At 67.1% G+C, this 16,398-nt stretch carries 19 protein-coding genes; 9 read left to right on the top strand and 10 right to left on the bottom strand.

Features of this window, described 5'->3' with window-relative positions:
* The first annotated feature begins 13 nt into the window (after positions 1-13).
* Positions 14-979, top strand: coding sequence for an isopenicillin N synthase family dioxygenase (locus AC3A6P_RS22020; protein WP_487693894.1), 966 nt, complete (start codon positions 14-16; stop codon positions 977-979).
* An 18-nt stretch (positions 980-997) separates the two neighbouring features.
* Here the strand turns inward: AC3A6P_RS22020 and AC3A6P_RS22015 are convergent, their stop codons facing one another.
* The 3 genes from AC3A6P_RS22015 to AC3A6P_RS22005 all read right to left on the bottom strand — a co-directional run bounded on the left by AC3A6P_RS22015 (position 998) and on the right by AC3A6P_RS22005 (position 3,116).
* Positions 998-2,020, bottom strand: a complete 1,023-nt coding sequence (locus AC3A6P_RS22015; protein ID WP_487693893.1) for an aldo/keto reductase — start codon at positions 2,018-2,020, stop codon at positions 998-1,000.
* Positions 2,021-2,112: 92 nt separating this feature from the next.
* A complete protein-coding gene (locus AC3A6P_RS22010) occupies positions 2,113-2,562 on the bottom strand; it encodes a hypothetical protein (RefSeq protein ID WP_487693892.1) in 450 nt (149 codons plus the stop codon).
* Positions 2,553-3,116, bottom strand: coding sequence for an RNA polymerase sigma factor (locus tag AC3A6P_RS22005; protein WP_487693891.1), 564 nt, complete (start codon positions 3,114-3,116; stop codon positions 2,553-2,555). The genes AC3A6P_RS22010 and AC3A6P_RS22005 overlap by 10 nt, the downstream gene beginning before the upstream one ends.
* A 133-nt stretch (positions 3,117-3,249) precedes the next feature.
* Here AC3A6P_RS22005 and AC3A6P_RS22000 point away from each other — a divergent pair, with 133 nt between their 5' ends.
* From AC3A6P_RS22000 to mftM, 8 genes are all read left to right on the top strand, one after another.
* Positions 3,250-3,711 carry an Asp23/Gls24 family envelope stress response protein gene (locus AC3A6P_RS22000; RefSeq protein ID WP_487693889.1) on the top strand — a complete coding sequence of 154 codons (462 nt, stop codon included), beginning with the start codon at positions 3,250-3,252 and terminating at the stop codon, positions 3,709-3,711.
* Complete coding sequence (locus AC3A6P_RS21995) at positions 3,711-4,040, top strand: Asp23/Gls24 family envelope stress response protein (protein WP_487693888.1); 330 nt, start codon at positions 3,711-3,713, stop codon at positions 4,038-4,040. The genes AC3A6P_RS22000 and AC3A6P_RS21995 overlap by 1 nt, the downstream gene beginning before the upstream one ends.
* Positions 4,037-4,216 (top strand): hypothetical protein, encoded by a 180-nt coding sequence (locus tag AC3A6P_RS21990; RefSeq protein WP_487693887.1) that lies wholly within the window; start codon positions 4,037-4,039, stop codon positions 4,214-4,216. Before AC3A6P_RS21995 ends, AC3A6P_RS21990 begins: the two co-directional genes overlap by 4 nt.
* Complete coding sequence (locus AC3A6P_RS21985; RefSeq protein ID WP_487693886.1) at positions 4,209-4,574, top strand: Asp23/Gls24 family envelope stress response protein; 366 nt, start codon at positions 4,209-4,211, stop codon at positions 4,572-4,574. Before AC3A6P_RS21990 ends, AC3A6P_RS21985 begins: the two co-directional genes overlap by 8 nt.
* Entirely contained in the window at positions 4,571-5,131 is a 561-nt protein-coding gene (locus AC3A6P_RS21980; protein WP_487693885.1) for a DUF6286 domain-containing protein, read from the top strand. The genes AC3A6P_RS21985 and AC3A6P_RS21980 overlap by 4 nt, the downstream gene beginning before the upstream one ends.
* Positions 5,128-5,694, top strand: a complete 567-nt coding sequence (locus tag AC3A6P_RS21975) for an alkaline shock response membrane anchor protein AmaP (protein WP_487693883.1) — start codon at positions 5,128-5,130, stop codon at positions 5,692-5,694. Before AC3A6P_RS21980 ends, AC3A6P_RS21975 begins: the two co-directional genes overlap by 4 nt.
* Before the next feature lie 41 nt (positions 5,695-5,735).
* Positions 5,736-6,335, top strand: coding sequence for a TetR-like C-terminal domain-containing protein (locus AC3A6P_RS21970; RefSeq protein WP_487693882.1), 600 nt, complete (start codon positions 5,736-5,738; stop codon positions 6,333-6,335).
* A gap of 83 nt (positions 6,336-6,418) precedes the next feature.
* Positions 6,419-7,288 (top strand): mycofactocin oligosaccharide methyltransferase MftM, encoded by an 870-nt coding sequence (mftM, locus tag AC3A6P_RS21965; RefSeq protein ID WP_487693881.1) that lies wholly within the window; start codon positions 6,419-6,421, stop codon positions 7,286-7,288.
* 58 nt (positions 7,289-7,346) lie between these two features.
* Here the strand turns inward: mftM and AC3A6P_RS21960 are convergent, their stop codons facing one another.
* The 7 genes from AC3A6P_RS21960 to AC3A6P_RS21930 all read right to left on the bottom strand — a co-directional run bounded on the left by AC3A6P_RS21960 (position 7,347) and on the right by AC3A6P_RS21930 (position 16,359).
* Positions 7,347-7,997: a MadR family response regulator transcription factor gene (locus AC3A6P_RS21960; RefSeq protein ID WP_487693880.1), complete on the bottom strand. Its 651-nt coding sequence runs from the start codon at positions 7,995-7,997 to the stop codon at positions 7,347-7,349.
* Positions 7,994-9,304, bottom strand: coding sequence for a MadS family sensor histidine kinase (locus AC3A6P_RS21955; protein WP_487693879.1), 1,311 nt, complete (start codon positions 9,302-9,304; stop codon positions 7,994-7,996). The genes AC3A6P_RS21960 and AC3A6P_RS21955 overlap by 4 nt, the downstream gene beginning before the upstream one ends.
* Positions 9,301-10,482 (bottom strand): iron-containing alcohol dehydrogenase, encoded by a 1,182-nt coding sequence (locus tag AC3A6P_RS21950; protein WP_487693878.1) that lies wholly within the window; start codon positions 10,480-10,482, stop codon positions 9,301-9,303. Before AC3A6P_RS21950 ends, AC3A6P_RS21955 begins: the two co-directional genes overlap by 4 nt.
* An 80-nt stretch (positions 10,483-10,562) precedes the next feature.
* On the bottom strand, positions 10,563-12,092 hold the full coding sequence (locus AC3A6P_RS21945) for a VWA domain-containing protein (protein ID WP_487693877.1): 1,530 nt from the start codon (positions 12,090-12,092) through the stop codon (positions 10,563-10,565).
* Positions 12,092-13,210, bottom strand: coding sequence for an AAA family ATPase (locus AC3A6P_RS21940; protein WP_487693876.1), 1,119 nt, complete (start codon positions 13,208-13,210; stop codon positions 12,092-12,094). The genes AC3A6P_RS21945 and AC3A6P_RS21940 overlap by 1 nt, the downstream gene beginning before the upstream one ends.
* Positions 13,210-14,502: an NDMA-dependent methanol dehydrogenase gene (mdo, locus tag AC3A6P_RS21935; RefSeq protein ID WP_487693875.1), complete on the bottom strand. Its 1,293-nt coding sequence runs from the start codon at positions 14,500-14,502 to the stop codon at positions 13,210-13,212. Before mdo ends, AC3A6P_RS21940 begins: the two co-directional genes overlap by 1 nt.
* 489 nt (positions 14,503-14,991) lie before the next feature.
* The gene (locus tag AC3A6P_RS21930; protein ID WP_487693874.1) at positions 14,992-16,359 is read right to left on the bottom strand and encodes a cation:dicarboxylate symporter family transporter; all 1,368 of its coding nucleotides are present in this window, start codon (positions 16,357-16,359) and stop codon (positions 14,992-14,994) included.
* Between the last annotated feature and the right edge of the window lie 39 nt (positions 16,360-16,398).

Below are 16,398 nucleotides of genomic sequence, written 5' to 3'. Positions count from 1 at the left end.
GACAGGATCAGTTGTGACCGCCAGCATCCCGCTCGTCGACCTCTCGTTGTGGCGCAACGGCTCTGAAGCCGACCGTGCCGCATTGGCCGCCACTGTCGACCGCGCCCTCGTCGACAGTGGCTTCCTGATGGTCAGCGGGCACGGAGTGCCGGCCGCGTTGCGGGCCGGACTGCGTGAGGCCGCACGAACGTTCTTCGGGCTCTCCGATCCCGCCAAACAGCGTTACGCCACCGCGGTGGGTGGCCGCGGCTGGATACCGCCGGGCAAGGAAGCCAACGGGTACCTGCTGGGCGTCGAGCTGCCGCCGGACCTGAAAGAGACGTTCGTGTCGGGTCACGAGTACTCCAGCGGCGCGGCGAGTGTCGACGCCGAATGGTTCCCACCCAACGTGTGGCCTACTGAAGTCCCTGTGCTGCAATCCCTTTGCGATACCTACGCCGTCGCCATGCGTGACCTGGCCGCCGAGTTGTTGGAGCTCTTGGCCACCGCGGCGAGCCTGCCGCCCAACTGGTTCGTCGAACGCTGCATGGCATCACCGCACACGTTCAACATCAACCGTTACCCCGCATTGAACCGCACCGGGCCCGTCGCCGAAGGGCAGTTCCGGATCGCACCGCACACCGATTTCGGCACCATCACCATCCTCGACCGCGAAGCCGGGTACGGCGGGCTGCAGGTGTGCACGCGGAACGGTGTCTGGATCGACGCGCCGGTGATTCCCGACGCCTACACCATCAACATCGGGGACCTGATGGCGCGCTGGACCGGCGACCGCTGGACCTCGACCCTGCACCGGGTGCTGCCGCCGAGCGCCGAAGCGCCCGACGAGGAGCTGATCTCGCTGATCTTCTTCTTCGAAGCCAACCTCGACCAGCTCATCGAGTCGTTCCCACCGCCCATCGGCCGGGCCAACGACTATCAGCCGGTGACGGCCGAGGAGTACCTCCGCTCCCGCTACGCGGCCATCACGGTGCCGTGAACGGTTGATCGCCCGGGTTCAGCGGCGTCGCGCCGAGGCATCGGCCAGCCACGGTGGCTCCCAGCCCTCGTCGGCGCGGTTGACGGTGGTGCCCGCCGGCACCAGTTCGTCGATCGCGTCCAGAACGCCGGCGTCGAGACGAACGTCGCCGGCCGGCAACAGCGTGGTCAACTGATCGAGCGTCCGCGGCCCGATGATCACCGACGAGACCGCGGGATGGTTGAGCGCGAAGGCGATCGAGAGCTGCGCGACCGTGATGCCGGAGTCGCGGGCGAGCTTGTCGAGCGCCACGGCGATATCGCGTTTGCGCCGGTTGGCGTCGAGTTCCGGATCGTGGCGCGCAGGCATCTTCTCGGCCCGCCGGGACGGAAGCGCCTCCTCTCCCGCGCGATGCCGTCCCGACAACCAGCCGCCGGCCAACGGGCTCCAGGTCAGCACCCCGAGCCCGTATTTCTGTGCAACCGGCAGGGCGGCCCGCTCCGCACCGCGCGCCAGGATCGAATAGGGGGCCTGCTCGGTGACCGGCCGACGCAGCGAATCCCGCTGCGCCACCCACTGTGCTTCCACCAGCAGGTGCGGCTCGTAAGTCGTCGTGCCGTAGTAGCGGATCTTGCCCTGCCGGACCAGGTCGTCGAGAGCTCCCAGCGTCTCGGACAGTTCGACGTCGGGGTCCGGTTTGTGTGCCTGGTAGAGATCGAGATGATCGAGTTGCAAACGGCGCAGCGAGTTCTCGACGGCGGTGAAGATCCACCGGCGCGAGCTGCCGCGGGTGTTGATTCCGTCCCCGAACGGCGCGTGGAATTTGGTGGCCACGATGACGTCGTCCCGGCGTCCTTTGAGCGCCTTGCCGACGATCACCTCGCTTTCGCCCTGTGAATAGGCGTCGGCCGTGTCGATGACATTGATCCCGGCATCGAGGGCGCGCTCGATGATCCGGATCGCGTCATCGTGATCGGTGTTGCCGTACGCACCGAAATTCATGGCCCCCAGCGTCAGCGGGCTCACCTTCACACCTGTGCGGCCGAGTGTCCGGTATGTCATGGGGTCAGGATGGTGCGCGAGGTTCAGACCTCACAAGACAATCGATCGCGCGGATTCTGAATGGCCACGCGGTCAGCACCCACCGAGGGACGTCAGCGGTGGATATCGGTGACGTCGACCTCGATGGCGGGAACACTTGTCGGCCCGACGATGTCAGCGACCACAGCTGCGGCCTGCCGTCGGATACGGGCACCTGCCGCCGTCAGATCCGCGCCGTAGCGCGCACTGATTGTCACCGAAACACCCTGCAGCACACCTTCTTCGGACGTGATATCGATATCGGTGACCTGGTAGCTCGGGTCGCCCCGCAAGGCCCGGCTCAGTGCCGTACCGAGAACGAGGTCGCTGACGCGCAGCACACCGGTCGCCGTGGCGGGCTGGGGATCGTCGACGTCGAGGGGCCAGCCGCCGCGAGGTGTGGCCCGGACCGCTGCGAGCACCTTCGATTGGAGGGCCTGCCAGCCTGGTTCGGGCGCGGCGCGCAGGACCCGCGGCGCACGCCGGAGTACGTCCTCGTCGCCGTGGTAGTCACCTACCGCCATTGCTGAAGCCTTTGCTGGAGTGTCACCCTGGCCCGGTGATGGTGTCCGCGAGAGGCATCCGGGCTCAGATTCAGGATGGTGCCGATCTGGGGGAACGTCAACTCCTCGACCTCTCGTAGCATCCACACCGCGCGTTGCCGGGGCGGTAGTTCGGCCAGTGCGATTTCCAGAGCCTCCAGGAATGCCGTGTTGGAGGCCACGGCAAACGGATGCGTCCCGGCGTCATGGCTGACCGGCTCGATCAACCTGTCGTCAACCGGGATCGCGCGTTTGATGCGCTGCGAGTCCACCACTTTGCGGGCGCAGATGGAGAACAACCACGTTCGCACCGCCGAATCCCCGCGGAATGTCGCGATCCGGCGCCATGCCGCCACAAACGTCTCCTGAACGATGTCGTTCACGGCGTCGGTGTCCTGGGTCATGCGCCGGGCGTACCTGTAGAGCGACGGCCCGTGCCGACGGACCAGTTCCTCGAACGCGTCCGCATCGCCCGCGCGGGCAGCAGCCGCCAGCCCCCGGTCGTCGACATCCGACGAGGTCTCCTCGTCACACACCGCGCCCCCTCCGCCACACCCGGCCCCGACGCCGGCACGGATTGTGTCACAGAACACATTCCAGCGGCGTTCGGTTTCGCCGGGGAGCGCCGTCCAACCTACGTACAACAACCGACGAGAAGGGATTCGTGAGATGGCTTCCACCGAAACTCCGACCACCGCAGCACCGACGGTTGCTCCTGCCGCCAATGGCCCGCTGGCCACCAGCCACGGCCGGACGACGATCGCCGACACCGTGGTGTCCAAGATCGCCGGCCTGGCCGCACGCGAGGTCAATGGCGTCTATGACCTGGGTGGGAACACCACCCGCGCAGTCGGCGCGCTGCGGGAACGCATCCCGGGTGCCACCACCAACTACGCCCAGGGCGTGTCCGTCGAGGTGGGCGAGAAGCAGGCCGCCGTCGACGTGGACATCGTGGCCGAGTACGGCGTCTCGATCGCGGATCTGGCGTCCGGTATCCGCCGCAACGTCATCGCGGCTCTGGAACGCATGACCGGCCTGGAAGTTGTCGAGGTCAACATCACCGTGCACGACGTCCACGTCCCCGCCGACGAGGATGACGCCACGGAAAGCCGCCTGGCCAGGGTCGAGTAGTGCCCGACCTCTCCACGGAAGCCGACACGGTGGCGGGCATCGCCCGCACCGTGGCCGGCGTCGCCGGACTGCATCCCGGCATGTTCGGTGAGGTCGCGACCTACCTACCCGGACGCCGGGTCACCGGTGTGCGGATCTCCGACGACCGCATCGACGTGCACATCAGCGTGCTGCGCGACGCGGCGGTGCGCGAGACGGCCGCCGCTGTCCGCGCCGCCGTCGCCGCGGCGGTGCCGGGGCGGCCCGTCGACGTCACCGTCGAAGACATCGTGGCGCACCCGCCGCAGGACCCCGGAACTCTTCCCACCTCGCCAAGGAGAACTGAATGACCACCGCAACCTCAGGGATGCTCGCAGGTGTCCTGCTCGGCGTCGCTGCCGCCGCAGGCGGGCTGACGGGGTTCCTGTTGGCCCTGGTGTTGGGAGCACTCGGCTATATCGTCGGCGGGCACCGCGACGGGGAGTTCGACGCCACCGCCTGGTTCAAGGGCCGCGGCCGTGGCTGACCCCGACACCCTCGCGGTCCCGGATGCGCGCGGACGCCTCACCGTCCGGGATCGCGCCGTGGCCAGCATCGCCACGGCTGCTGCCCTTGGCGCCGACGGCGTCCACCGGCACGGAAGCGGATTGTCGAGGGTCGCCGGCCGCGAATTGCCCCGCGTCGACACCTTCGTCGCCGGCGACCGGGTCCGCGTGGACGTCGAGATCGCCGTGCAGTGGGGCCGTGCACTCGCCGACACCGCAGCCACGGTGCGGCGGGAGGTCACCGATGCGCTCGCCACCCAGAGCGGCCTCGCCGTCGACGGCGTCACCGTGCACGTCGCTGCCATCGTTCCGCCCTCCAGCCACCGGGAGCTGACATGACCAGTGCCCCTGTCCGCCAAAACATTCGCACAGCAGCCGCACCCCGCGCCGCGGCAGGCGCAAGCTACGTGGCGGTGCCGGCCGCACTAGCGCTCGGCGCGGTCGGCGTGGTGGCCGTCCGCGACACCGCGGTCGCCGCCGGATGGTTGGCCGGGCAGGGTTGGGTCTCCCAAGCCATCACCGCAGTGGACGGATGGGCACCCACCGCCTGGCTGGAACCACTCGGAGTCATCGCCGCGTTCCTCGGTATCGGGTTGATGGTCGTCGCGCTCACGCCCCGGCGGGCCACCGCCCAACCGATCGGCACCGACACCGGTGCCTTCATCGGTCTCGGTGACATCGCGAAGGTGGCGACGGCCGCCGCTGACGACGTTGCCGGCGTCCTGAACGCACGCTCCAGCGCCACCCGTCGCAAGATCGTCGTCCGCTGCACCGTCACCGGTGACACCGGCGGAGAGGTCGAGCGTCGAGTCGCCGACGCTGTCGGCGTGGCGCTTCAGCCGCTACAGCACACCCCTCGCATCGTCGTGCGCACTCGGAAGGAGACCAGATCATGACGCGACGCGCCGTCATCGTCGATCGAATCGCCGCGCTGTTACTGGGGATCGGACTCCTGGCTTCCGGCCTGGCGGCAGTCGCATGGCAACGCGGAGCCCTCTGGCAGGCCCGGCCCCTGGACCTGTCCGCCGCCGCCGAACTGACTCAGACACCGTGGTGGCCCTGGGCCTCGGCAGCAGCCGGGATCTTGCTGATCCTGCTGGCGCTACGGTGGCTGTTCTCGCATCATCGGGCACCGAAGCTCACTCGTCTCGGCCTCGTTGACGGGCGTACCACCGACAACTTCGGACTCACAGCAGACGCGTCCTCGGTGGCGCAGGTCGCCGCGACCACCCTGGCTCAACACTCGAATGTCATCAAGGCCACCGGCCGCGCCGCCGCTGAACACGGTTCACCCACAATCACTCTTACCGTGACGGTCGCGGCCCGCAGCCCGCTGGATACGGGAGTGACGACCGCCACTGACATCGTCGGTACCATTGCGCACATGCTCGGGGACACCGTATCGGTGCGCACCGTGCTGCGCACCGATACCAGGAACCGCCGGCGCACCCCCGTCTAGCGCTGCATCCGGCATCGTTCAGACGATCACGCGAGGAGAACATGAGCATGGTGCCCGAAGACGCCGCGCCCGTCGACGAGCTCGATCGGGTCCTCGGTGCCGTCCGCGAAGAACTGACCCGGTGGGGTATCGACCGTTTCGACGTCGCCGCAACCACCGAGCGGCACGGACTCGACCCGCAGCTCGTCGCACGGCATTGGCCGGACTCGGCCAGCCTGGTCCTCGACGCGCTCGCCCATCGCCCTGACGACGACTTCCCGCCGGACACCGGGTCGCTTCTGGAGGACCTCTACCTGCTCGCGGTCGGGATGGCCACCATCCTCGGCTCGCAGGACGGCCCCAAACTGCACGGAGCCCATCTGATCACCGACCCGTATCTCGGGACGGTGGAGATCCGCCGCGCGGCGTGGCGAGCCCGGGCGGACAGCCTGCGCGTGATTTTCGACCGTGCGCGGGACCGCGACGAGATCCGCACCGGCGTCGACCCCGAGGTCTGCCTGGAGATGGTGTTCGCGCCCATCAACATGCGCATCCTCTACACCGGGGAGCCGGTGACCGATGACTACTGCCGCAAGCTCACCGAGATGGTGTGGCGGTCCATCGCCCGGCCCGCCACGCCGGCCCACTCGCCGATCGGGTAGTCACTCCCCCACCCGACCGGCGCTGATTCGGCGCCCTTTCGGTGCGGGCGCAGCACCGGCTTCGTTCAATAGCGTTGACCGCCATGGAGACTGCGCTCGATCCGTTGGCGCCCGCGGCGCGCGGACTGTGGACGGGCCATGGCGTGCGGGTGCGGCGCCGGACCGGTCCACACCGCTCCCACCATCACGACGCGGTGTGCACGCGGCGGTTCTGCGTGCATCGCAGCGGTGCCCTACTCACCGTGGAACATGACCTTACCCCCGCCGAACTGTCCGACGATCTGGCGGTGCTGCTCGCCGAAGAGCTGGTCGACATCGGGGCGCTGCAGGGCCAACCGGAGTTCGAGCTGGTGTTCACCGGTGTGGTGCGCTCGACCGTCGACGGCGGCGCACCGGCCTGGCTGCGCTTCTACCGCAACTCCCTGGCGCGGCTCGAGGCCGGCGAGACGGCGTTCGCACCGGTGCACGAGCGCGCCGCGACTCTGGTGACCGGCCAGCGGGTGGTGGACCTGGGTTCGTGTTTCGGTTTCTTCCCTTTGCGGCTGTCGGGAAACGGAATCGCAGTGACGGCAACCGATCTCAGCGGCCCCACCATGAAGCTGCTCGGCATGGCCAGCCGTTCGTTGGGCCGGCCGTTGCGCACACTGCAGTGCAATGCTTCGACGGTGCCGATGCCGGACGACAGTGCCCATACCGTCACCGCACTGCACCTGCTGGAGCACCTGGATGACCCCACCGTCGACGCCGTACTGCGTGAAGCCGTGCGGCTGGCCCGCCATCGTGTGGTGGTGGCGGTGCCGTTCGAGGATGAGCCGAGGGAATGCTACGGCCATGTCCAGCGTTTCGACCTTGACCGGCTGCACCACCTCGGCTCGAAACTGTGCGACGAGCATTCCGGCCTGACCGCCTCGGTGGATGAATTCCACGGCGGCTGGCTCATTCTCGACCACTGAGCCTCCCAGGACCCCCAGGACCCCCAGGACCCCCAGGGCCCTAGGGCCGAGCAGGGGATCAGATCAGCCCGCGTTTGCTCGCCGCGTACACCGCCTCGGCGCGACGGCTGACCTCCAGCTTGCGCATGATGTTGCTGACGTGGAACTTGGCCGTGGTGGCCGAGATGAACAGCTTCTCGCCGATCTTGCTGTTGGACAACCCGGCCGCCAGCAGCCGCAGCACCTCGATCTCGCGATCGGTGAGCTGCTGCGGCGGCTCGGTACGACCAGACAGTGAACGCACCACCGCCGCGGCGCTACGCGAATCAAACGCGCTCTCCCCCAACGAGATCGCCCGAATGGCCCGCACCAGCTCGGTGGTGTCCACATCCTTGACCACATAACCGCGTGCCCCGGCGTGCACGGCGCGCAGCACCAGACTCTCATCCAGGAACGTCGTCAGCACCAGCAGGCCACAGGACGGGTAGGCCGACGACAGTTTCGCGCACAGCGACAGGCCTTCGAAATCCGATCCGGCCGACAGTTTCAGATCCAGCAGCACCACATCCGGATTCGTCGCCGCCACAACGGCTTCCGCCTCGGCCTCCGAGGCCGCTTCCCCCACGATGACGAGGTCGGGTTCACGTTCCAGGATCGAGCGCAGCCCCTGGCGCAGGATGGCGTGGTCGTCGACCAGAACCAGCCGGATCGTGGTTGTCGCAGTCTTCATGCTTGCACTCCTCGGGGAATCCTGGCCGCCACCCGCACCCCGCCGATGCGGGACCGGTACACCTCGAAGGTGCCACCATGTTCGCGGGCCCGGGCCCGCATGTTCGCCAATCCGCGATGCCGACCGTCGACGTCAGCGGCTTCGGCCATCCGCAGCATCAATCGAAGCCGCCCGGGATCTCCCACACCGTCGTCGGAAATCGACAGTGTCACTGCGGTATCGCTGTACGACAGTCCGATGATGGCGCGGGTGGCGTGGCCGTGCATCGCGGTGTTGAACAGCGCCTCACCGGCAATCCGCAGCAGGGCGTGCTCGGCGTCGTTGGGCAATTCGACGGCCTTACCCGTCACCCGCAGCTCCACCCGCAGGTCCTCCGGCATGTGCACCGTGGCCAGCTGCTGAAGCATCTCCGACAGGCTGGAGCGGTCCGCCTCGCCGGGATGGTTCAAGGCGTAGATGGCCGACCGCAGCTGTTCGGTGGCCGACCGGGTGAGGTCTTTGGCCAGATCGAGTCTGCTGACCAGTTCGGGCGCATCGGCCTCGCTGCGGCACACCTCGATCAGCATGCCCGCCGACAGCACCGTCTGCGCCACGCTGTCGTGCAGTTCACGGGCGATCCGGTGCCGTTCGTTGTCGAGCACCTGATGACGTTGCACCGCACCGAGTTCGCGTTGTGTGGCCAGCAGTTCGGCGTTGCGGGCCTCGGACTCGGCCAGCAGGCTCACCGATTTCGAGAACAGCGACGAGTTCTGCAGGGCCACCGCCGTCTGGCTGGCCAGGATCCGCATCACCGCGGCGTCGGTGGCATCGAGTGTGCGCGTGGGCGCCGTCCAGGCCGCGAACGCACCCATCACCTCACCGTCGAGTTCGATCGGGACGTGCGCGTGCCGGCGTTCGATCACCGGCAATCGGAACTGCGCCAGCTGGCCGCGCAGGATGTCGTTGAGCCGGTTGAGCACCGCGTCGGGCAGGTGCGGTCCGGGATCGGAGACGTCGGGCAGGCCTTCGAACGCGTACGCCCGCCCCGCCGAATCCAGGATCAGGTGCCGGGGATACGCGTCGGGCAGGGCACCGTCGGCCAGTGCGAGCACCACCCATTCTGCGTCCAGATGCACCCGGGCCGCCTCGGCGACGGCGCGCACCAGGTTCTCCGAACCGTGCACGGTCTGCACCAGGGCCCGCGAGATGGTGTCCAGCGCCACCACCACGCGGTCGAGTCGCTGTGCGGTGGCGCGGAATTCGCTGTAGAACGTCCCCTTGCCGGAGCGCAGTCCGGTCAGTCGTTCGAGATCGGGCCCCGCACTCACATGGCCGCCCGGAACAGCGCCTGCATCTGCTCCTCGTCCGCCGGCCGCGGGTTCGTCGCCATGCAGGCGTCGTGTAATGCGTTCTTGGCCAGGATCGGTACGTCGGTGTCGCTGACCCCCAGCTGCGCCAGGCCGCGGGGCACGCCGACGTCGGCGGCCAGCCGGTCGATCCGCTCGGCCAGCGCTTCGGCTGCTTCGGCGGCCGGTGCACCGGGCTCGGCCAGCCCGAGGGACGCCGCGATCACCGCATACGGCTCGGGGTCGGCCTCGGAGTTGAACCGGATCACGTGCGGCAGCAGCACGCCGTTGATGACGCCGTGCGGTAGATCCAGCAGTCCACCCACCTGATGGCTCATCGCGTGGGTGGCGCCCAGGATCGCGTTGGTGAACGCCAGGCCCGCCTCCAGTGCGGCCTGGGCCATCAGCACCCGGGCCGGCATCTCGGTGGGGCGCTCGATGGTGGTGACCAGATTCTCGGTGACCATCTGTACTGCGCGCAGCGCGTGATGGTCGGTGAGCTGATTGTGCCCGAGTGAGACGAACGCTTCGATACCATGCGTCAACGCGTCGAGACCGGTTGCCGCATTGAGGTTTTCGGGCATCGTGGTGAGCAGGCGCGGATCGATGACGGTGACGTCGGGTACCAGCGCACGGCCCAGGATGCTGATCTTCACATTGCGGGTGGTGTCGGTGACGATGCAGAACTGGGACACATCGGCGCCGGTGCCGGAGGTCGACGGCACCACCACCAGCGGTGGAATCGGAACCTGCGCTTTGTCGACGCCTTCGTAGTCGAGGATGTGCCCGCCGTTGGAAGCCAGGATCGCGACCCCTTTGGCCGCGTCGATCACCGAACCGCCGCCCACCGCCACCAGCACGTCGCAGCCGTGCTCGACATAGGTCTGGTAGCCGGCGGCGATTTCATGATCCTTCGGGTTGGGCGTCAACCCGCTCCACACCTGGGCGTCGACGTGCTGCTCGCGCAGGTGTGCCAGCATCTCGTCGGCCCAGCCCGCCTCGATCAGACCCGAGTCGGTGATCAGCAGCGGCCGCAGCGCTCCCAACCGCAACGCGGCGTGCGCGGCCTCCACCATCGAATCGAGCCCGAAGACGATCTCGGGGGCGTGGAACTTGAGCACCCGACAGGGCTGGGCACGCGTCCGTTGTTCTGTCACCATCTCGCTCTGCCTGACCTGCGCCGAGCGCACACAGTGTGACCCGGATAACAATGCAGGTTCCACAGTACGACCCCACCGGGTCATCGGCCTACCGCCCCGGCGGCAAATTCGGCCGCGGCATGCTCGAGCCCGGACAGGTCGCGGACCACCCGTACCCGGTCACAGAATTCGGCGTACGCAGGCAGGTCACAGCTGCCCAGGCCCCACGAATAGCGCGGTTCGGGGGTCAGCCAGACGGTTTCCCGGGCGCGCCGCGTGATCTCTTCGAACGCCGCGAGATTGGGATCTTTGCCGTTGTTACGGCCGTCTCCCAGGATGACCACCGTCGTTCGCCGGGTCACCGCCGAGGAGTGTTCGGCCAGGAACTCGCCGAAGACGCTGCCGAAATCGGAGTTGGCATCCACATCGATCACGTCCCCTCCGAAGATCAACCCCAGCGCCCGCTCGGAAGAGAAATCGCGGAACAACTCGGTGGTCTCGGCCACGTGCGCGACGAACGCGAACGAACGCACCTGGGTGAACAGATCTTGCAACCCGTGCACCAGGTTGAGGGTGAACCGCGCGGTCGCGCGCACCGACAGGCTCACATCGGCGAGCACCACCAGCCGGGGCCGGTCCTCGGCGCGGCGGATGGTGACGGGCATGAACGGCACGCCGTCGAAGCGCATGTTGCGCCGCATCGTGTGGCCGGGGTCCACGCGCCCGGCCGCGGCGATCCGCCGACGGTGGGTCAACGCCCCGTGCAGCGACCTGGCCAGCCTCCGCAGGGAGTCCTCGAGTTCGGCACGCTCGGTCTCACGTAGCCAGGCCGACCCGGACAGTTCCGCCTCCCGCAGTTCGCGGGTCTCGATGACACGGTTCTCCAAGGCCAGCAGCGCTTCGAGGTGACGTTTGAGGGCCTGGGGCAGGTTCTCCAGCACGCCGGTGAGCCGACGTCGCAACGCCGCGGCATCCGATTCGTCACCGGTCAGGTCGTCCAGTTCGTCGAGCCAGCCCAGCAGTGCGTTCTGCTCGGCGATGGTCAGCGAAGCGTCGACCTCGGTGCCCGACGCGGTCGACAGGGTGCCGGGGGGACCCGCGCCGTGCAGCCGGTCGGCGGAGAGCTCGACGCGGTACTTGTTGTCGTCGAGCCCTGTGCCTTCCTTGGAGAACACGATCTGGTCGGTCAGTGCGGCCAGATCGATCTTGTTGGCCTCCTGGTGCAGGTTGTACTGCTGGGCCAGGTCTTCTTGCTTGAAGTAGTCCCGGATGCTCTTGGGCTTGCCGTGTTCGTGTCCCTCCTCCGGCTTGTCGCTGGGCTCCTCGGACAACGTGAACGACTCGAGTTCGCCGGTGTCCACCAGATCGTCATGCGCGTGGCTGTGCCCGTGCCCGGAATCTTCGGCGCCGATGCGCACCAACGAAAAGAACGCGTCGAAGATCTCGTCGAACATCGGCTCGTCGCGGTGGTCTTTGACCAGCGCGACGCGCAATGCGGTGCGCAGGACAGCCCGGGATTTCAACACACCAGGCTGCCCAGCGCACCGCATTGCGTCCAGCGCCTCGGGGATCGAGACACGCAGGCCCCCGAGCCGCAGGATCCGGACGAACCGGTGCAGGGTCGCTTCCATCAGAAGGGTCGGCGCCGGCCGAGCGAGGCGGTTTTGGGTGTGCCGTAGTACCCGTCTTGGAACCGGCCGGGTTTGTCCTTGGCTTGCCGCACGTCCTTACCGTCGGGCTCATCGTGGGAATGATCATGAGGATGTCCGTGATCATGATCATGATCATGCGAGTGGCTGTGCCCGTTGTGGGAGTGGTGCATCGTCGCAGGCACTTTCGCGTTGGGATCCACCAAGCGGGGTAGCGCATCGAGCGATTTGCGCACGTCCTTGTCGTACTTCACCACCACGGACACGGTGTCGGACAGCACCTGGGCGTTCAGCTCGTCCACGCCGAGCACCGCCAGGGTCCTGGCCCAGTCGATGGTCTCGGAGATGCTGGGCGACTTGCGTAGATCGAGGTCACGCAGGCCCCGCACCACGTCAACGAGTTGGGTGGCCAGCGCATCGGCGAGCCCGGTGTTCTTGGACCGGACGATCTCCAACTCCCGTTCTGCCGCAGGGTAATCGAGGAACAGATGCAGACAGCGCCGTTTCAGGGCGGCCGCCAGATCCCGGGTGTTGTTCGACGTCAGGATCACATAGGGGGCGTGCTTGGCCGTGAAGGTGCCCACCTCGGGTACCGAGACCTGGTACTCACCCAGCAGTTCCAGCAGCACCGCTTCCAATGCCTCGTCGGCCCTGTCGATTTCGTCGATCAGCAGCACCACGGGCTCTTCGGAGCGCACCGCCTCGAGCAGCGGTCGCGGCGCCAGGAACCGATCGGAGAAGAACACGCTCTCCTGCTTGCCGATCCGCTCCACCGACTCCTCGAGAGTGCTGGCGTCGGCCACCAGCTGACCGATCTTCTCCCGCAGGATCTGGGTGTACAGCAACTGCTTGCCGTAATCCCATTCGTAGAGCGCTTTGGTCTCGTCCTGACCCTCGTAACACTGCAATCGGAGTAGTCGCCGGCCGGTAGCCGCGGCCAGAGCCTTCGCCAGCTCCGTCTTCCCGACACCCGCCGGCCCTTCGATCAGCAGTGGTTTGTCGAGCCTGGTCTGTAGGAAAACCGTTGTCGCAAGGCGCTCGTCGGCCAGGTAGCCCTGCCCGGCGAGTGCCTCACGCACCTCGTCTACGCCTGTGAACATCAGCTCAGGAGATCGTCGAGGTCGCCGTTCATGCAGTGGTCCACGACGGGGCGAACGAGATCGAAGGTGCACTCCTTGGCGTTGCCCGGGGTGCACGCGTCGCCGAGGACGTGGTTGGTGATGCGGTCGACGTCGGCCTTGTCACCCTTGATCACCTTGGCGTTCTCGTAGAACTTGGTGGGCCCCAGGCCCAACCGGTTCTTGGAGTAGCTGTCCTGCTTGATATCGGTGAACTTCTCGATGATGTTCACGTCGCGCAGCAGGCGGATCGCGGCGGCCAGCGCGGCGTCGGCGGCCTGCACGTCGGTCATGCCATAGGTGTCCACCCCCATCGCCTGGGCGATGTCGGCGAATCGCTTGTAGGCCACCGGCATGTTGAACGCCCACACCCGGGGCAGGGCGATGGCGTTGTTGAGGCCGTGGTGGGTGTCGTAGAACGCCGACACCGCGTGCGAGATGGAGTGGATGATCCCCAGCCCACCGGAGTTGAAGGCCTGTGCGGCAATGTATTGCGCGTACATCATGCCCTGGCGACCGGCCAGGTCCTGGCCGTTCCAGGTGGCTTCGCGCAGGTTCTCGGCGGTCAGCTTGATGGCGCGGATGGCGTTGCCCAGCGACGGCTCGAAGTTCAGCCGGGAGACATACGGCTCCGAGGCGTGGGCCAGCACGTCGAAACCGCACTGCGCGGTGTAGTCGGTGGGGCAGTCGTAGTAGAGCACCGGGTCGTCGACGGCCAGGGTGGCCACGCAGGCGTCGTCGAAGGCGACGTACTTGTGCGGGTTGTCCGGATCGGTGGTGGTGTCGGTGATGACGTACGCCCAGGAGGTTTCCGAGCCGGTACCCGCGGTGGTGGAGATGGCGATGTGCGGCGGGTTCTTCGGGTTCTCGCTCATGTTGAAGCCCTCGAAGTCGTTGACATTACGACCGTCGTGGGCCACCGAGATGCGCGCGCCCTTACAGGCGTCGTGGGTGGAGCCGCCGCCGATGGAGATGAAGCTGTCGCATTCCTGCTCCTGGTACAGCTTCACCGAGTCCATGACGTTGTAGTCCTTGGGATTGGACTCCACCTGGTCATAGACCACCACCTCGAGGCCATGCCATTTCAGCGATTCGGCCATGTTGTGCACGATGTCGGTGCCACGCAGGCCCGACGACATCAGCAGGGTCTTCTTGAAACCCATCTTGAGCGCTTCCGGACCCACCATCTCGTGAGCGCCGGGTCCCATCATGGCGCGCGGGAAGGGATGGAACTCCTTGATGGGGAAAGGCTTGAGCAGATCCTCGACCTTCATTGGGTGGCGTCCTCTCTGAGTCTTGAGCACTCGGTGTCGGACACCAGAGTCGAGGACGGGGTGTGATCTAGGGAACACTCCGGAGGCAAGACCCCTCGCCTGGCAGTGGAATTGCGCACGAGCGGACAGTGCGATACCTACCCGGTCGGGCAGGGTCGCCCGGCTTCGTCGCCCCCGGCCCACCCCCGCGACATATATGCGGCTGACGACGCGACACGCCGCCAAGACGCCGCTACACACACATATGTGCCCGTCGACCCCCTGCCGCCCCGCGACATATATGCGGCTAACGACGCGACACGCCGCCAAGACGCCGCTACACACACATATGTGCCCGTCGACCCCCTGCCGCCCCGCGACATATATGCGGCTAACGACGCGACTCGCCGCCAAGACGTCGCTGCACACACATATGTGCCGGGGACAAGGCCCGAAAAACATGACCGAGCGCCGACCCATTTCGGGCCGGCGCTCGGTTGCTTGGCGGAGTCAGACCCCGACGTGTTCCTTCTTCTCCGACGAAGCAGGCAGCGGGTGGTCGTCGACCATCGTCTGCTCGTCGAACGGGGCCTTGCCGTCGAGCACCTCATGGACCCGCGCCTTGTCCAGCGTCTTGGTCCAGGTGCCGATCAGGATGGTGGCCACGGCGTTTCCGGAGAAGTTGGTGACGGCGCGGGCCTCGGACATGAACCGGTCGATGCCGACGATCAGGCCGATACCGTCGAGCAGCTCCGGGCGGTGGCTCTGCAGGCCGCCGGCCAGAGTGGCCAGCCCGGCACCGCTGACACCGGCGGCGCCCTTGGAAGCGATGATCATGAACACCAGCAGGCTGAGCTGCTCGCCGATGGACAGCGGGTTGCCCATCGCGTCGGCGATGAACAGCGAGGCCATGGTCAGGTAGATCGCGGTGCCGTCGAGGTTGAACGAATAGCCGGTCGGCACAACGATTCCCACGGTGGTGGGCTGCACACCGGCGTGCTCCATCTTGGCGATCAGGCGGGGCAGCGCGGACTCCGAGGAGGACGTCGCCACGATCAGCAGGTACTCGCGGGCCAGGTAGCGCACCAACTTGAAGATCGAGACACCCGACACCAGGCGCATCAGGCCGCCCAGCACACCGAAGACGAAGAGCACGCAGGTCAGGTAGAAGGCGCCCATCAGCACACCGAGCTGGACCACGGCGGCGAAGCCGGTGTCGCCCACCACCTTGGCGATGGCACCGAATGCGCCGATCGGGGCCAGCCACAGGATGCCCGCCAGGATGCGGAACACCAGCTTCTGCACCATTCCGATACCGCGCAGGATCGGCTCACCGGCCGCCCCCATGGCCTGTAGGCCGAAGCCGACGAGCAGCGCCACGAACAGCGTCTGCAGCACGTTGCCCTCGGTCAGGGAGCTCAGCAGCGACGTGGGGATGATGCCCGCGATGAAGTCCATGGTGCCGCCGGCACCGTGGGCCTTCTCCGCCAGTTCGGCGCCCGCGGTCGGGTCCGCGGTCACGTTGAGCCCGGTCCCGGGGCTGATCAGGTTACCGACCACCAGGCCGATAGCCAGCGCCGCGGTGGACATGGCCAGGAAGTAGAGCAGCGCCATCCCGCCGACCTTGCCGACGGAGGCGGCCTTGCGGACCGATCCGATGCCCAACACGATGGTGCAGAAGATGACGGGGCTGATCATCATCTTGATCAAGCTGACGAACAGCGTGCCGAGGACGCCGAGATCGGATCCGGTCTCGGGCGCCACGAGTCCGACGACGATGCCGCCGAGCACCGCGACGATGACGCCGATGTACAGCCAGTGGGTGCGGTCGCGTTTCTTGCGTTGTTCGAGAGGCCTGGCGGTGTCTTGATCTGCCATGTCAGCGCTCCTAGTTCGAGTTCTGTGGTGGGGGTCACG

It is taken from the genome of Mycobacterium sp. Soil_C_30 (genome assembly GCF_057656995.1).
Note: the sequence above shows the minus strand (reverse complement) of the source record. Positions and strands in the feature narration are given on the sequence as shown.

Excerpts from the sequence above, each read along its gene's own strand:
- AC3A6P_RS22015 (WP_487693893.1), bottom strand. The coding sequence starts at position 2,020 with ATGACATACCGGACACTCGGCCGCACAGGTGTGAAGGTGAGCCCGCTG.
- AC3A6P_RS22010 (WP_487693892.1), bottom strand. The coding sequence starts at position 2,562 with ATGGCGGTAGGTGACTACCACGGCGACGAGGACGTACTCCGGCGTGCG.
- AC3A6P_RS22000 (WP_487693889.1), top strand. The coding sequence starts at position 3,250 with ATGGCTTCCACCGAAACTCCGACCACCGCAGCACCGACGGTTGCTCCT.
- AC3A6P_RS21990 (WP_487693887.1), top strand. The coding sequence starts at position 4,037 with ATGACCACCGCAACCTCAGGGATGCTCGCAGGTGTCCTGCTCGGCGTC.
- AC3A6P_RS21980 (WP_487693885.1), top strand. The coding sequence starts at position 4,571 with ATGACCAGTGCCCCTGTCCGCCAAAACATTCGCACAGCAGCCGCACCC.
- AC3A6P_RS21975 (WP_487693883.1), top strand. The coding sequence starts at position 5,128 with ATGACGCGACGCGCCGTCATCGTCGATCGAATCGCCGCGCTGTTACTG.
- AC3A6P_RS21970 (WP_487693882.1), top strand. The coding sequence starts at position 5,736 with ATGAGCATGGTGCCCGAAGACGCCGCGCCCGTCGACGAGCTCGATCGG.
- mftM (WP_487693881.1), top strand. The coding sequence starts at position 6,419 with ATGGAGACTGCGCTCGATCCGTTGGCGCCCGCGGCGCGCGGACTGTGG.
- AC3A6P_RS21960 (WP_487693880.1), bottom strand. The coding sequence starts at position 7,997 with ATGAAGACTGCGACAACCACGATCCGGCTGGTTCTGGTCGACGACCAC.
- AC3A6P_RS21950 (WP_487693878.1), bottom strand. The coding sequence starts at position 10,482 with ATGGTGACAGAACAACGGACGCGTGCCCAGCCCTGTCGGGTGCTCAAG.
- AC3A6P_RS21945 (WP_487693877.1), bottom strand. The coding sequence starts at position 12,092 with ATGGAAGCGACCCTGCACCGGTTCGTCCGGATCCTGCGGCTCGGGGGC.
- AC3A6P_RS21940 (WP_487693876.1), bottom strand. The coding sequence starts at position 13,210 with ATGTTCACAGGCGTAGACGAGGTGCGTGAGGCACTCGCCGGGCAGGGC.
- mdo (WP_487693875.1), bottom strand. The coding sequence starts at position 14,502 with ATGAAGGTCGAGGATCTGCTCAAGCCTTTCCCCATCAAGGAGTTCCAT.
- AC3A6P_RS21930 (WP_487693874.1), bottom strand. The coding sequence starts at position 16,359 with ATGGCAGATCAAGACACCGCCAGGCCTCTCGAACAACGCAAGAAACGC.